Origin of the sequence: Streptococcus mitis (genome assembly GCF_946188695.1) — a bacterium.
Classification (GTDB): Bacteria; Bacillota; Bacilli; order Lactobacillales; family Streptococcaceae; genus Streptococcus; species Streptococcus mitis_DF.
In genome coordinates this window covers 1-15,083 of the sequence record NZ_CAMHWI010000021.1, presented here as the reverse complement: position 1 = coordinate 15,083, position 15,083 = coordinate 1, and the positions used below count along the sequence as shown (strand labels likewise).

Here is a 15,083-nt window from a genome sequence, read left to right as displayed (position 1 = left end):
TTCTATTGATTTTGAACCAGTTTTTAATTTCTAAATGTTATAATAGTTTTATCAAGTAAAAGGAGACTGCCATGATTGGAGACAATATAAAATTCTTACGAAAATCACATAATCTGATATAACCAGAATTTTCACGGATTGTGGGTGTGTCACGAAATAGCCTAAATCGTTAGAAAAACTGAAAAAGCTTTCAATAGAAGTATTGGAAATATTCATTTTACATCTATCAAAGAAACATGAGATAGACCTATATTTTACAAAATAGCAAATTATATTTTGAATGATAGTAAAAACTGCAGTACTTGTGTGATTTACAATTATTGCACTCAATGTCCGAGTATCGCACTATCTGAAATAGGGAATAGTAGAGATTGTTCTGCGATATGTAAAAAAACGCATTAGCAAGGAGTATCGTATATGCTACCATATCTTAAAACTATTAGATGGTATCTCTTCTTTAATTTTCTTTTTGGTGTAGTATCGAATATCTGCACAGCTTTGTTACCGTATTTCACGCAGGCATTAATCAAAGGGGATTATCAAGTAGCTCTATATGGTTACTCTATGTCAGTGGCAGGCTATTTGAGTTGTAACTATATCCAAATGATACTTGATTGGAAGCAGGGGATTATCTTTTCGACTACTTTGAAAAATGAGTGGTTTCGTTCACTTCTGGGACTCAGTCACCACGATTTCAAGCAGAAAACAGTAGCAGAGTATATTTCCTATCAATCGAATGACCTAGATTCGTTGGAAAAGGACTACCTTCCTCCATTGATGAGTTTTATCAAACAAATTTTACGTATCATCATTTACGCTTTCATTATTAGCAGAACAATTAATCCTATTGTATCACTGATTTTAATCTTTTCCACTGGAATTAGTATTCAAATTCCTAAAATCGTTGGGAAGTTGACCGCTAATCGTAGACAGGTTTACTTGAAAAAACAAGGAGATTACTATCGAACTTTGGAGGATTTGCTCATGGGACATCATTTGGTAAATAAACTAACTATGTCGCATTTTTTGAATCAACAAAAGAGTTCTCTAAAGAATTTGCAGGATAAGTATTTTAAGTATGGTTTGACAAAAATTACAGGCATCTTATTGACAGGTGTTTCTTTTGAATTCATTAGTCTTGTTCTGTTTATTTATTTAGCCTACTCTCTATCTCACCAGCAACTCGGTATTCCTGAGGTGGTGGCGAGTTTCGGATATATTAATGCTTTTTCTGAACCAATACAGGAAATCCTTTATGATTTACAAATGTTAGAGTCCGTAAAGCCTGTAATCAAGAGTTTTCAAAACATTGTTGGGAGACCCGTTTCAGTTCAAGCACCTCAACATTCTTTTGATATGATTAGTTTGAAAAACATTTCCAAACAACTGGGAGAATCAAAATTGATAATTACTTCCGCTACGATTCAAAAAGGGGATAAAATTGCGCTTATTGGTAAGAATGGGTCTGGAAAAAGTAGTCTTCTCAACATTTTAAATGGAACAGATGAAGATTTTGAAGGACAAATTGTGCTAGATGGGCTTGTTTTGGACCATCTTTGGGGAAGATTCGGTATGATTTTGCAACAAGAACATACATTTATTTCGAGTTATGAAAATAATGTAACGCTATTCAATAGTTTCAATGAAAAATTCAGAGAAGAAGATTTTGAAAAAATTCCACCACAATCCCTGTCAGGTGGTCAGCAACAACGAATGTATTTAAATCGTGAGAAAAATCGTAAAAATCCATTGCTTATCCTAGACGAACCTTTCTCTGCCTTGGATACTAATCAGTTTAAAATGGAATTGGAAAGAGTTCTGGAACTACCAAGTGCCGTCATTGTTACTTTACATCGCCAAAACGAATTATTAAGTAAGTTTGACCAAGTTTGGGAAATTAAGAATGGAGAACTTGTAATTTTGAAATAGCTAAATTATAAAGAATAAAACGCATAGTATTAAGGAGAGATACCGTTTTTCCTTCTTCGGATAAGGAAACAAAAATTTCTTGCTTCATCTATCTATTCAATTGATAGATTTCGTCAGAGAAAGACTGTAAAATTTTTGATATAATGTTAAGGATGGACTGACGGATACTTAGAGGATAATTTTCAAAAGTATAACAGGTGAGAAGAAAAATATGTAAGACTGGACAGAAGTCTCTCTACCATCATCCATGCAGAAACAAAATTATATGAAATAAAAGGAGTAACCAATGACCGGAAACTATTCAACACGTGAATACCGTGAGAAATTATATGATGATCTTCATGTTCGATTAAGAGATACAGTGATTTTGATGTGTGCGATTTTTATTGCCTCTATCGGCCTAAATATGAATTCAACAGCTGTCATTATTGGAGCCATGCTGATTTCCCCTCTTATGACACCGATTGTTGGACTGGGGTTTGGTTTAGCTATTTTTGATACGCGTTTAATCAAGCAATCTCTAGAGGTTTTATTTACCCAAGTATTGGTCAGCTTGCTTGTCTCAGCTCTGTATTTCTGGATTTCTCCCTTATCTTATGAAAGTAGCGAATTGATTGCACGAACCTCTCCAACCATTTGGGATGTTCTCATTGCTATTGCTGGTGGGATAGCAGGCGTAATTGGGTCAAGGAAAAAAGAAGCAAACAATATCGTGCCAGGAGTAGCCATTGCAACAGCTCTGATGCCACCTATCTGTACTGCAGGATATGGTTTAGCTAATGGAAATGTACGATTTTTATTTGGAGCTCTCTATCTTTTCTTGATCAACTGTGTCTTTATCATGCTAACCAATATTGTTGGAACAAGAATTTTGATGAGAAAATCTCCCTTAAGTTCATTTAAAGAGCTAAACATTAAAATGAGAATTGGGTTGATATCCTTGATTGTATTATTGATTCTTCCGGCTAGTTATTCAGCAGTCACTCTGACGATAGATCAAGCGCGCAAAGAAGGGATCAAACAGTTTGTAGGAAAAGAGTTCGCCAATTATACGGTTATTAATCAAGTCTACAAGTCAAGTAACAATGAATTGGTCTTGACGGTTGTTGGAGATCCGATTTCAGAAGAAGAATTAGAAACACTCCACCAAAAACAAGCCTCTTACGGTATTCAATCTGTTCAATTGAAAGTGAATCAAGTTCAGAACTCGCCAACATTAGATAGTGAAGCGACCAAGGAATTTTATGAAAACATTGACAAGTATATTGATCAAAAACTCTCTGAAAAAGATTCACAAAACGATCTCGTAAAAGAAAATGAAGCAGACAAGGATTGAGGACAATGAACTGAATCGGTTTTTACGCCGTGTTTTTCTTGTATCTTCCTCTTTCTTACTTATAGCAGGTTGTTTTTGCTTGAATAAGAAATAAATTAGAAGTTCTATCATCTAAGAAAAATGATGAACAAAAAATCATTTAACTAATGGTGTGAACGTTTAGTGTTTATCAGCTCCATTCTCTGTAATTTTGGGGGTAAAATCCACACCATGATGAATCTTTGATAGTATTCACTTATTGTGAAATATGATATATTTATTAATTAGATGGATGAATACTTCTAGAGTTAAATATAGTATAATAGGGACATACTTTTTGGTTTATTTTTGTTTGTAGTCGGATTATGAAAGAATATCCAATATTATGCGATAAGATAGAATGTTACAAAAAAGAAAGGGGATGCAATCCGATGAAGAAAGACAGATTAATTGTATTGACAGATGCTGTTCTAGCAATTATTATGACCATCTTGGTTTTAGAGTTAGAAAAACCAACAACACCAAGTCTTGAAGCTTTTTGGGATTTACGGCAAAATTTCTTTGCTTGTTTTCTTTCCTTTTTCTGGTTGGGATCGTTATGGATGGCACTAAACACATTATGGGAAAAGGTTGAGAAAATTTCCTCAGAAATTATTTGGTGGAATTTGTTTCTACTCTTGGAGCGGCAGGAGTTCTCTTTGGAGAATTTCATGCCATCCAAGATACCAGTCTGAATGATGTGGTGGACCGGATCTATATAAATGTCAAGGATTTACCGTTTCAGTCCTTGGGAGCTTTAGCTAATATCCTGTCTGATATTAAGAAGGGACTGATTCAAGACAGTCATATCTGGTCTTTCTTCCAGTCATTTTTCAAACAATATCAGTTGATAATCAGCTTAAATCAGATCTATCAGTTTGTCTATCTTTCTCTGATGGAGATCATGTCCTATCTTCACTTTGATTATTGGAAAAAAACGGCTCGGTCAGGAGCTAGTATGAATAAGGAGAACAAATGAAACGTTTAAAAATGTTATGGCATATTATGCAGGTTACGGGTTTTACTCGGTTTGCTCTGAGTTTTGTGACCTTTGTTTTTGGGTCAGGAGGCGTGCTTTTCCTAGTTGAACCTGCTATCACAAATTACGGAGACGGTCTTTGGTATGCTTTTGTGACTTCGACGACTGTCGGCTACGGGGATCTCCTAGCTGTGACCTTGATTGGAAGGATTACCAGTGTCTTCTTGACGATTTATGGGCTCATATTTTTTGGCTGTTTATCAGCTGTTATTTTTAATTATTATACCAATTTAAATAAGGAAAGAGGAGAGGACAAATGACTGCCAATTATTCAACACGGGAATACCGTGAGAAATTATACGATGACCTTCATGTTCGATTGAGAGATACAGCGATTTTGATGTGTGCAATTTTTATTGCCTCTATCGGACTAAATATGAATTCAACAGCTGTCATTATAGGAGCCATGTTGATTTCACCTCTCATGACACCGATTGTTGGACTGGGATTCGGTTTAGCTATTTTTGATACGCGTTTAATCAAGCAATCTCTAGAGGTTTTATTGACTCAAGTGTTGGTCAGTTTGCTTGTCTCGACTCTGTATTTCTGGATTTCTCCCTTGTCTTATGCAAGTAGCGAGTTGATTGCACGAACCTCTCCAACCATTTGGGATGTCCTCATTGCTATTGCTGGTGGGATTGCTGGTGTGATCGGTTCAAGGAAAAAAGAAGCAAACAATATCGTGCCAGGAGTAGCCATTGCTACAGCTCTGATGCCGCCTATCTGTACTGCTGGCTATGGTTTAGCTAATGGGAATGTACGATTTTTATTGGGGGCTCTCTATCTTTTCTTGATCAACTGTGTCTTTATCATGCTAATCAACATTGTTGGAACAAGAATTATGATGAGAAAATCTCCCTTAAGTTCATTTAAAGAGCTAAACATTAAAATGAGAATTGGGTTGATATCCTTGATTGTATTATTGATTCTTCCGGCTAGTTATTCAGCAGTCACTCTGACGATAGATCAAGCGCGAAAAGAAGGAATCAAGCAGTTTGTAGGAAAAGAGTTCGCCAATCACACGGTCATTAATCAAGTCTACAAATCAAGAAACAATGAGTTGGTCTTGACGGTTGTTGGAGATCCGATTTCAGAAGAAGAATTAGAAACGCTCCACCAAAAACAAGCCTCTTACGGTATTCAATCTGTTCAATTGAAAGTCAATCAAGTTCATAATTCGACAAAATTAGACAGTGATTCGACCAAGGAATTTTATGAAACCATTAACAAGTATATCGATCAAAAACTCTCTGAAAAGGATTCACAAAAAGATATCGTAAAAGAAAATGAAGCAGACAAGGATTGAGGATACTGACTTTATCTAACTCATGAAAGTAAATCTTGTGTGGTGGTTTGGTCAATCACTACTAGCTCGGATTAAATAATACTCTTCGAAAATCAAATTCAAACCACGTCAGCGTCGCCTTACCGTACTCAAGTACAGCTTGCGGCTAGCTTCCTAGTTTGCTTTTTGATTTTCATTGAGTAAAAATATAAAAAGCAACAGCTGAAATAGTTGTTGCTTTTTAGGTAGCTAGGATTTTATCTCTTATTTCTCAACGCGTGATTTGTTGGCGATATCAGCTAGGATAGCTTGAACAAAGTCATCAACTGAGACAGTTTGTGTTTCTTTTTGGCCATAGCGACGAACGTTAACAGTTCCGTCTTCCATTTCCTTGTCCCCAACGATCAATTGGTAAGGAATCTTGCTTGTTTGTGACGCACGGATCTTGAACTGCATTTTTTCATTGCGCTCATCTACATCTGCACGGACACCACGGTCACGGAGTTTTTTAGCTACTTCCCATGCGTAGTCCACGTGTTTTTCGTTAGATACTGGGATGAGAGTTACTTGGTGAGGTGCTAGCCATGTTGGGAAGGCACCCTTGTAGTTCTCAATCAAGATAGCTGTGAAGCGTTCCATAGTTGAGATAACTCCACGGTGGATCATAACTGGACGGTGCTCTTCACCATCAGCTCCGATATATTTAAGGTCGAAGCGTTCTGGAAGCAAGAAGTCAAGTTGGATAGTAGAAAGAGTTTCTTCTTTTCCAAGAGCGGTCTTAACTTGAATATCCAATTTTGGTCCGTAGAAGGCTGCTTCACCTTCGGCTTCAAAGTAGTCCACGCCCATTTCATCAAGGGCTGCACGAAGCATGGTTTGAGCATTTTCCCACATCTCATCGTTGTCAAAGTACTTGTGAGTATCTTGAGGGTCACGAAGAGAGAGGCGGAAGCGGTATTCAGTCAAGTTGAAATCTTCATAAACATCGATAATCAACTGAAGGGCACGCTGGAATTCTTCTTGGATTTGTTCTGGAGTCACAAAGAGGTGACCGTCGTTGAGTGACATTTCACGTACACGTTGAAGACCAGTGAGGGCACCAGATTTTTCATAACGGTGCATCATACCGATTTCAGCAATACGGATTGGCAACTCACGGTAAGAATGAACATGGTGTTTGAAGACTTGGATGTGGTGCGGACAGTTCATTGGACGAAGGACAAATTCTTCCCCGTCACCCATGTCCATAGTTGGGAACATGTCTTCTTGGTAATGATCCCAGTGACCAGAAGTCTTGTAAAGTTCAACAGAAGCAAGTGGTGGAGTGTATACGTGTTGGTAGCCAGAAGCCAACTCTTTGTCTACGATGTAGCGTTCCAATTCACGACGGATAGTCGCACCATTTGGCAACCAGAATGGAAGTCCTTGACCAACCTCTTGAGAAATCATGAAGAGATCAAGCTCTTTACCAAGTTTACGGTGGTCACGTTCCTTAGCTTCTTCACGCATTTGAAGGTAGTTTTTCAAGTCTTTTTTGTCAAACCAAGCTGTACCGTAGATACGTTGCATCATAGCGTTGTCGCTATTTCCACGCCAGTAAGCACCTGCTACATGGAGAAGGTGGAAGATTTGGATACGGCCTGTTGAAGGGACGTGTGGGCCACGGCAAAGGTCTACATATTCACCCTGACGATAGATAGTCAAACCGCCTTCGTCTTCTGAGTGTTCTTCAATCAATTCCAACTTGTAAGGGTCGTTTTTAAAGATTTCACGTGCCTCGTCTTTAGTCACTTCTTCACGAATTGATGGGAAGTTTTCTTTGACAATTTTTTGCATTTCTTCTTCGATACGAGGAAGGTCTTCGTTAGAGATTTGACCAGCTGTGTTGTCAGTATCGTAGTAGAAGCCGTCCTCGATGGCTGGACCAACACCCAAGTGAATGTCTGGGAAAAGACGACGAGCTGCTTGGGCGAACAAGTGAGCAGCTGAGTGACGCAAGATTGGAAGGGCATCTTCGTGGTCAGGTGTCACAATTTCGATGCTTCCATCTTCAGTGATAGCACGAGTAGTGTCGATGAGTTTGCCGTTAAATTTACCAGCCAAGGCTTTTTTTGCTAGGGAATTGCTGATAGATTGGGCAATTTCAAAAGTTGTCACGCCAGATTCGAATTCACGAACAGCGCCATCTGGGAAAGTAATGTTAATCATGATGTTCTCCTTACTTATATTATTGACGAATGTGTGAGCCCTATTTTAAAAACAGGGACAGAGGATTGTGAAAGCTAGAAAAACAAAAAGCGACCTCCTCGAAAGGACGTCGCAACGTGGTTCCACCTTCATTTATGTACCTCAAAAGAGAGGGACACCTCTGATTGGCTCTAACGTGGCCACCGTTTTATGTTTTCATAAAAAACTCAAGAGTAGTATCAGTTTAGGCTCTCTATGCGTTTCCAGCAACCACGCACTCTCTAGTAGAAAGGGACTAAGTGACTTGTCTCTATGGATTATTATAGCATGATTGTGAGATTTTTCAAGGATTTTGTGAAAGTTTTTTGTTTTTCATTTTTGTAGAATATGCTTGATGCCAATACCGGAAGCCATGCCCACCAGAGCCAAGGTTTCATAGATTAGCAAGTAAATTAGTATAAACTCACCAAAAGTTATGATAGTAAAGCAAAAGAGCAGTCCGTTACCAATTAACCACCAAAGTGAGAAACGGAAACGGTAGCTATAGAGTAGCGATACAATCAAGATTACCAGAGGTGTAAAGAAGAGAATATTATTTACGTAGAGACTTTTGAGCAAAAGGGGGTCAGAAACGATTAGTGATAACAACTCATAAAGTGGCCAGTAAAAGAAAAAGATGACCAGATAGTAGGGGAGATGGGAATAGAATCTAGGCATGGTAATCACCTCGTTTAAAAACAGATAACTTAGATTTCTTACCATAATCATTATAGCATATTTAAAACAAGAAAGTAAATCTGTTGACAAAGAAGTTAGTTATTGGTAGAATAGGGATTGTCGTAAAGACAAATAACTTCTTCTTGGTTACAGGCATGCCAACCTGTCACTCGGATGAAGCCAAATAAAAAGGAGAAACATCATGGCAATCTCAAAAGAGAAAAAAAATGAAATCATCGCACAATATGCACGTCACGAAGGTGATACAGGTTCAGTAGAGGTTCAAGTTGCTGTCCTTACTTGGGAAATCAACCACCTTAACGAACACATCAAACAACACAAAAAAGACCACGCTACTTACCGTGGATTGATGAAAAAAATCGGTCGCCGTCGTAACTTGCTTGCATACTTGCGTAAAAACGACGTTAACCGTTACCGTGAGTTGATCAACTCTCTAGGACTTCGTCGCTAATTCAAGATACAAAGGCCGTCAAAAGCACAAAGCAAAAATAGGAAAATTGACGAAGAAACTTCAGTTTCTAGGAGATTTTATCTTTTTTGCCAAGTGCTTAGGCCGTGTTCAATTGAGCATATCTTGATAATGAAGCTACTCTAAATTGGGTAGCTTTTTTACTTTTGTCACCTTACTTTGGTATGCTCAAGTATTATCTTTGGTTACGGTTCCTAGCACTGTAAGGTAAAATAAACCAGATATTCTCCCTTCGGGGAGATTTTTTGTTTCACTGAAAGTTTCGTACATTCTTCTCCTCGTCGCCTAGTCTATAAACGATTTATCCAGCAAGAATTATGATGCTGAGGGCGTCAAAAATCCGTATGAAAATAGGGAAAGGACACCGTGTTCGATGAACACAAGGAGTTTCATCTTTTTCACTAGGATTTTAGCCCGGGCTCAAATCAGCTCTCTGATTTTTAGAGGGCTTTTTTATTGAGGTTTTATCGGTCACAATTTTGGAGACTACAAAAACCTCAAATGGTATCAGCTAATTACACCATAAGGGTGCGTAGCTACTCGGCTTTTCAAGCCGAGTAGCTGTCTGCAAGCCCCTTCGGAGAGCCCACACTTTACGAAGTAAAGTATAGTATGTTATACTTTACATGGAAGTAGTCACCGAATTCCAGTTAGAAATTACTTTGTAACTACGTTTTGAGGAGGAGTAAAATGCTTTCCTATGTTCGAAATTACCCACTAGCGATAGCTAAATTAATGTGTCTGTGCTCTCCTAAAATCTGCTGATTTATTACTGACTAATACAGGAGGTTTTTTTATGGGACAGACAATCATATCTGCTATTGGTGTTTATATTTCCACCAGTATCGATTATTTAATTATTTTATTTATTTTATTTGCACAGCTATCACAGAATAAACAAAAATGGCATATTTATGCGGGGCAATATCTAGGCACAGGCTTACTTGTAGGGGCGAGTTTAGTTGCTGCTTATGTCGTTAATTTCGTGCCTGAAGAATGGATGGTTGGATTGCTTGGTTTAATCCCTATCTATTTAGGGATTCGCTTTGCAATTGTTGGAGAAGGTGAGGAAGAAGAGGAAGAAATTATTGAAAGATTAGAACAAAGCAAGGCAAATCAACTGTTTTGGACAGTTACATTGCTGACAATTGCGTCTGGCGGAGATAATTTAGGTATCTATATACCTTATTTTGCTTCATTAGATTGGTCACAGACCCTCGTGGCCTTGCTTGTGTTTGTAATCGGCATAATTATCTTATGCGAGATTAGTCGGGTGTTATCCTCTATTCCCTTAATATTCGAGACAATTGAAAAATACGAGCGAATCATTGTGCCCTTAGTATTCATTCTACTTGGACTATATATCATGTATGAAAATGGCACGATAGAGACTTTTCTGACCGTGTAGATTTTTTTGTTTCACTAGGATTTTAGCCCGAGCTCAAATCAGCTCTCTGACTTCAGAGGGCTTTTTGCGTTGGCACCTTACCTCGATATACTCAAGTATAATCTTCGGTTACGGTTCCTAGCACAATAAAATCAACTATATTCATTTGTTCTCATCTTGTTCCATTGTTGAAAATATGGTATACTTTTTCATGAGAATTTTCTAAATTTTTAAGATTCTATCAAAGGAGGTTTGCATGCTTTCCAAATTTTCTGGAAGCCGACAAGACCAGCAATTTGTGTTACTTTTAGTTGTTTTGCTAGGTATTTTAGGGATTTCTCTCTTTCTAGCAGTTTCAATGGGATCCGTTGCGATTCATCTAGGAGATACTTATCGGATTATTTTGAGCAGATTGGGGTTTCCTCTTGAGATAGGAGAGGTTTCCAAGTCCACTCTTGCCATTGTATGGAACATGAGATTCCCCCGAGTATTGTTAGGTCTGATAGTAGGAGCAGGCCTTTCTATGTGTGGTAGTGTGATGCAGTCTACAGTGAACAATCCCATCGCAGAGCCTTATGTCTTAGGAATATCTGCGGGAGCAACTCTAGGAGCAACCTTGAGCATCATTCTTGGTTTAAAAGTGATGATTAGCCTTGGCGCTTTTCTTGGAGCGATTTTGGCAACAATTGCTGTCCTCATCATTGCCTCTATGCAGGGAAGGATGACGACTTCTAGTCTGATTTTATCAGGAACAGTGGTCAATGCTCTTTTTCTGGCATTTTCCAACTTTATTATCTCAGTTGGCGCTAATGCGGACAGTGTGATGACCATTAAGTTTTGGACCATGGGTTCGCTTGCCGGAACTACCTGGTCTGACTTAGTCCTTCCAACTATAGTAGTAGGAATGGCCTTTCTATTTTTCTCTACTCAGTATCGTGTTTTTAATGCGATGATGATGGGAGATGAGGCTGCTTTAACTTTGGGGATTCCCTTACGCTTTTATTGGTATCTTTATGTGACCATGGTAGCTGTGCTGACAGCAGTCTTGGTGGCAACCTGTGGGATTATTGGATTTGTCGGTCTAATTACTCCTCACTTAGCTCGAGGGTTAGTAGGAACGAATTACAGGAGACTTTTTCCTGTTGCGACTTTACTAGGTGCCCTTTTCGTTATCTGGGCAGATGTACTCTCTCGTGTCACTATTCCAAATGCTGAGTTGCCTATTGGTATTTTCACGGCCTTGGTAGGTGCTCCCTTCTTTATCTACATTGTTGGAGGTAGGCGAAGGGAGGTGAAGGGCTGATATGGACTTGATTTGTCAGGATGTCCACTTTGGACTAGGAGAGAAAAAAATCCTCAAAGGAGTTTCTCTTAAGGTTGAGGGGCATCAATTTCACACGATACTAGGACCAAATGGAAGTGGGAAAACCAGCCTGCTTAAACTCCTCTATCGTCAGGAAAGGGCGGACAAAGGCTTGATAAGCCTAGATGGAAAACCTCTTGAACAATGGACAATCAAAGAAACAGCCAAGCAAATGGCAGTTGTCACTCAGTTTAATCAATTGCAGTTTGATTGTACAGTTGAGGAAATCGTCTTGCTGGGAAGAACTCCCCACCTCTCTTTTTTACAGAAGGAAAAGGAAAGGGATTATGCCCTCGTTCAAGATGCTCTCGTTAAGGTGGATATGCTCGAGAAGAAAACTCGTCTCTATTCTTCTCTGTCAGGGGGGGAGAAACAACGAGTCTTATTAGCCCGCGCCTTGGCGCAAGAACCGACTCTCTTGCTCCTGGACGAACCAACCAATCACCTGGATATCAGGTATCAGCTAGACTTGTTGGCCATTGTGAAGGGGCTCAAGGTCAATGTTCTAGCTGTCCTACATGATATTCAACTTGCTTGTCGCTATTCGGATTATCTCTATCTGATGAAAGAGGGAGAAATCCTTTACCAAGGGACTCCAAAGGAGACCATCACCCCTGAATCATTGCAAACTGTATACGGAGTTCAAAGTCAGGTTACTTGGACCGAGGACCAGCAAGCTATGATTCACTATTTATAAGAATGAAAAGGAAAACAAGATGAAAAAAACACTCAGTATTTTACTCATAACAGTAGCTACTCTAACCATGGCAGCTTGTGGTAATACTACTACAGAAAAAACTACCACACAGTCTAGCACAGAGACAAGTCAAAAGGCTAAAGCAGAGACGACTTATCCGTTAACGGTTAAGACCTATGATGCTAAAGGAAATGAAGTCGAACAAGTCTTTGACAAGGCACCTGAAAAAGTTATCACCAACAATCTTTCAACCACTGAAATCTTATTGGAGTTGGGGTTGAAGGATAAAATTGTTGGCATGCTCAATCCAGACAATGCTGTGACGGACAAATACAAGGACGCGATTGCGACTATTCCTCAAATTGGGGATAAAAAAACAGTCTCACAAGAGACAGTCCTTTCTTATGAGCCAGACGCTGTGATGGGTCGAAACATGATGTTTTCTGAAAAATCCTTGGGGACAGTTAGCACTTGGAATGAAAACAAAATCCCAGTTTATACGCAAAAAGCTTCTCTCTCAACAATTCAGCAAGATTTGGGGAATATCGTAGAAGATGTCAAAAATCTTGGAATGATTTTTAATGTGCAGGACAAGGCCAGTGAATACGCAACCCAATTACAAACTAAAATTGACGCTGTTAAGAAAGCAAACCCAGCAAGCCAAGGTGAAAAGAAAAAGGCTTTGATTATGGTTGCTTATAATGATCAAACCTTCGGTGCCTACAAGTCTGCTTTGCAAGAAAGTTTGCTGAATCAACTTGGTTATACCAACGTTGCTACGGGGACATCAGGCTTGACCTTGGAAAACCTCGTGTCAATGGATCCTGAATTGATTATCTATGTAACCAGCGATCGCAATAAAAAATTGGATGAAAAAGCAGTAGAGCTGATGAAGGCAAATGCTGTTTTGGAAAGCGTTCCTGCTATTAAGAATCAAAAAATTATGACCATCTCTTACGATGAATTGATGGACTATGGTCCAGCAGTGATTGATTCCCTTGAGAAAATCAATGACTTTATCAATAAATAATGAGTTTGATTGGGAAGGAATTCAAGTCAAAATCAGCCTTCCTTCTAACTACGACCTCAATCAAACCTATCCGGCTATTTTATTGAATGATGGAAATTTGGATTTCCTATCGTCCCTTTCCGAATCTGTGATTTTAGTGGGCTTGACCTCTAAAAATCGCCTAGATGATTACACTCCCTGGAAGGCAGCTGCTCTGAGAGATGGGGCTCCAGATTTTGGAGGTCAGGCCAACGTCTATCATGATCATTTATTTGGAGGTCTTTTAGACAAGTTGCAGTCACTTTATCGCCTGGACGAAACTCGCCTTGCTTATGGAGGCTACTCACTAGGTGGTTTGGCGGCAGTCTACAGTCTTTTCAGCTTTGACAAGGTTTCTTCTGTTTTCTCTATTTGCGGTTCTTTTTGGTATCCTGATTTTGTGACTTACTGCAAGGCAGAGACAGTGAAAAATCTAGATTGTTTGCTGTATTTACAGAACGGTCAAACAGAAGGAGTCAATCATAGCAATCGCTTGGCTCAAGCACCAACCTATGCTGAGCAGATTCATACCAGTCTTCAGAAATGCTATCCGAACGGCCAGTTTGTCTTTGATCCTTATGGACACCATGAACAAGTAGCTGAACGATTTTTAGCCTTTTCCAGCTGGTTGGCCCAAAAATGGAAAATCGAATAAAAGATTTATCCCTTGGCTTTTTCCAAGGGATTGTTGTATTTATTTAAGCAAGTTTTTCTCTTTTCTTATCTGGATTCCATACGAAGCTTGCGATAAAGCTAAAGATGATGGTTAGGATAGCGAGGATAATGGCAAGGATGAGGGCAGGGATACGGATAAACCACCAGAGTGGGTTTGGTTTTTTATCATTATGCCATTGTTTGGTTTCTTGGTCCAGACGTTGGAATTCTGTTTGGATACGATTGGCGACTGTTTCAATGCCTTCATCATTCATTTTCTTGATATCTGAGATATCTATTGGATTTCCAAAGTTCATATCGACACGCTCACGGCTAACCAAGCCTTTCAAGGTCATAGGACCTGTATAGGTAACAGGCATGATACGAACCTTGGCCATCTTGGCAATCAGGGCTACGCCACCTTTGACATCGTTTGAGTGACGGCTCCCGCTTGGAAACATGATGAGAGAGCGATCACTTTTTTTGAGAACATTGATAGGATATTTGATGGCTGAGGCGCTAGGATTTTCACGGTCAATAGGAAAGGCACCACACATACGAATCCACCAACCAAAGATGCGGTTGGCAAAGAGCTCTTTTTTGGCCATAAAGATAAACTGTTTTGGCTTGGTCGCAAAGGCCATGTAAACAGGATCCCACCAGGTGCGGTGAGGTGCAACCAGAATATAATTTTCATCTTGATTAGGAATTTTATCAGTATTATGATAGTGGGCATTGCCATTGATGGACCAGAGGAGCAAGACAACCAATCCACGTAAATAAGTATAAAACATGCGATCTCCTTCGATTATTTTCTTGTTATTATTATACCTTATCAAAGAAGGGCTGGCAAACTTTTGGTAACTTCTAAAACTAACTTCCAGTTTCCCCCAACCTAGCCTTCAGTATGAGAAAAACGCGTGAAATCAGTAG

Annotated in this window: 14 protein-coding genes and 2 pseudogenes; 12 read left to right on the top strand and 4 right to left on the bottom strand. The window is 39.2% G+C overall.

The genetic code is table 11. From position 1 onward, the window contains the following. Nucleotides 1–417: 417 nt before the first annotated feature. The 6 genes from N8L33_RS08605 (at nucleotide 418) to N8L33_RS08580 (ending at nucleotide 5,628) form a co-directional block, all read left to right on the top strand. Nucleotides 418–1,929 carry an ATP-binding cassette domain-containing protein gene (locus tag N8L33_RS08605; RefSeq protein WP_261059613.1) on the top strand — a complete coding sequence of 504 codons (1,512 nt, stop codon included), beginning with the start codon at nucleotides 418–420 and terminating at the stop codon, nucleotides 1,927–1,929. 286 nt (nucleotides 1,930–2,215) lie between these two features. Further along, nucleotides 2,216–3,265, top strand: coding sequence for a DUF389 domain-containing protein (locus N8L33_RS08600; protein ID WP_261059612.1), 1,050 nt, complete (start codon nucleotides 2,216–2,218; stop codon nucleotides 3,263–3,265). 410 nt (nucleotides 3,266–3,675) lie between these two features. Further along, complete coding sequence (locus N8L33_RS08595; protein ID WP_006151097.1) at nucleotides 3,676–3,978, top strand: TMEM175 family protein; 303 nt, start codon at nucleotides 3,676–3,678, stop codon at nucleotides 3,976–3,978. Then, nucleotides 3,903–4,262: a hypothetical protein gene (locus tag N8L33_RS08590; RefSeq protein ID WP_000397555.1), complete on the top strand. Its 360-nt coding sequence runs from the start codon at nucleotides 3,903–3,905 to the stop codon at nucleotides 4,260–4,262. Before N8L33_RS08595 ends, N8L33_RS08590 begins: the two co-directional genes overlap by 76 nt. Next, nucleotides 4,259–4,582, top strand: coding sequence for a potassium channel family protein (locus tag N8L33_RS08585; protein ID WP_000825751.1), 324 nt, complete (start codon nucleotides 4,259–4,261; stop codon nucleotides 4,580–4,582). Before N8L33_RS08590 ends, N8L33_RS08585 begins: the two co-directional genes overlap by 4 nt. Continuing rightward, the gene (locus N8L33_RS08580) at nucleotides 4,579–5,628 is read left to right on the top strand and encodes a DUF389 domain-containing protein (RefSeq protein ID WP_261059611.1); all 1,050 of its coding nucleotides are present in this window, start codon (nucleotides 4,579–4,581) and stop codon (nucleotides 5,626–5,628) included. The genes N8L33_RS08585 and N8L33_RS08580 overlap by 4 nt, the downstream gene beginning before the upstream one ends. Before the next feature lie 243 nt (nucleotides 5,629–5,871). Here the strand turns inward: N8L33_RS08580 and thrS are convergent, their stop codons facing one another. The 3 genes and pseudogenes from thrS to N8L33_RS08570 form a co-directional block, all read right to left on the bottom strand. Beyond that, a complete protein-coding gene (gene thrS, locus N8L33_RS08575; RefSeq protein WP_000608345.1) occupies nucleotides 5,872–7,815 on the bottom strand; it encodes a threonine--tRNA ligase in 1,944 nt (647 codons plus the stop codon). 40 nt (nucleotides 7,816–7,855) lie between these two features. Next, nucleotides 7,856–8,064: pseudogene (locus tag N8L33_RS10185) on the bottom strand (hypothetical protein). Nucleotides 8,065–8,137: 73 nt separating this feature from the next. Next, a pseudogene (locus N8L33_RS08570) lies at nucleotides 8,138–8,511 on the bottom strand (hypothetical protein). Nucleotides 8,512–8,713: 202 nt separating this feature from the next. Between N8L33_RS08570 and rpsO the strand changes: the two are divergent. From rpsO to N8L33_RS08540, 6 genes are all read left to right on the top strand, one after another. After that, entirely contained in the window at nucleotides 8,714–8,983 is a 270-nt protein-coding gene (rpsO, locus tag N8L33_RS08565) for a 30S ribosomal protein S15 (protein ID WP_001018251.1), read from the top strand. An 814-nt stretch (nucleotides 8,984–9,797) separates the two neighbouring features. After that, entirely contained in the window at nucleotides 9,798–10,409 is a 612-nt protein-coding gene (locus N8L33_RS08560; RefSeq protein ID WP_049487351.1) for a CadD family cadmium resistance transporter, read from the top strand. A 235-nt stretch (nucleotides 10,410–10,644) separates the two neighbouring features. Continuing rightward, complete coding sequence (locus N8L33_RS08555) at nucleotides 10,645–11,691, top strand: FecCD family ABC transporter permease (RefSeq protein WP_261059609.1); 1,047 nt, start codon at nucleotides 10,645–10,647, stop codon at nucleotides 11,689–11,691. A 1-nt stretch (nucleotide 11,692) separates the two neighbouring features. Next, nucleotides 11,693–12,448 (top strand): ABC transporter ATP-binding protein, encoded by a 756-nt coding sequence (locus N8L33_RS08550; protein WP_261059608.1) that lies wholly within the window; start codon nucleotides 11,693–11,695, stop codon nucleotides 12,446–12,448. Between the two features lie 19 nt (nucleotides 12,449–12,467). After that, the gene (locus N8L33_RS08545; protein ID WP_261059607.1) at nucleotides 12,468–13,478 is read left to right on the top strand and encodes an ABC transporter substrate-binding protein; all 1,011 of its coding nucleotides are present in this window, start codon (nucleotides 12,468–12,470) and stop codon (nucleotides 13,476–13,478) included. Beyond that, nucleotides 13,459–14,151, top strand: coding sequence for an alpha/beta hydrolase-fold protein (locus N8L33_RS08540; RefSeq protein ID WP_261059606.1), 693 nt, complete (start codon nucleotides 13,459–13,461; stop codon nucleotides 14,149–14,151). Before N8L33_RS08545 ends, N8L33_RS08540 begins: the two co-directional genes overlap by 20 nt. 43 nt (nucleotides 14,152–14,194) lie before the next feature. On the opposite strand, the gene N8L33_RS08535 is transcribed toward N8L33_RS08540, so the two are convergent. Then, entirely contained in the window at nucleotides 14,195–14,944 is a 750-nt protein-coding gene (locus tag N8L33_RS08535; protein WP_261059605.1) for a lysophospholipid acyltransferase family protein, read from the bottom strand. Nucleotides 14,945–15,083 lie beyond the last annotated feature (139 nt).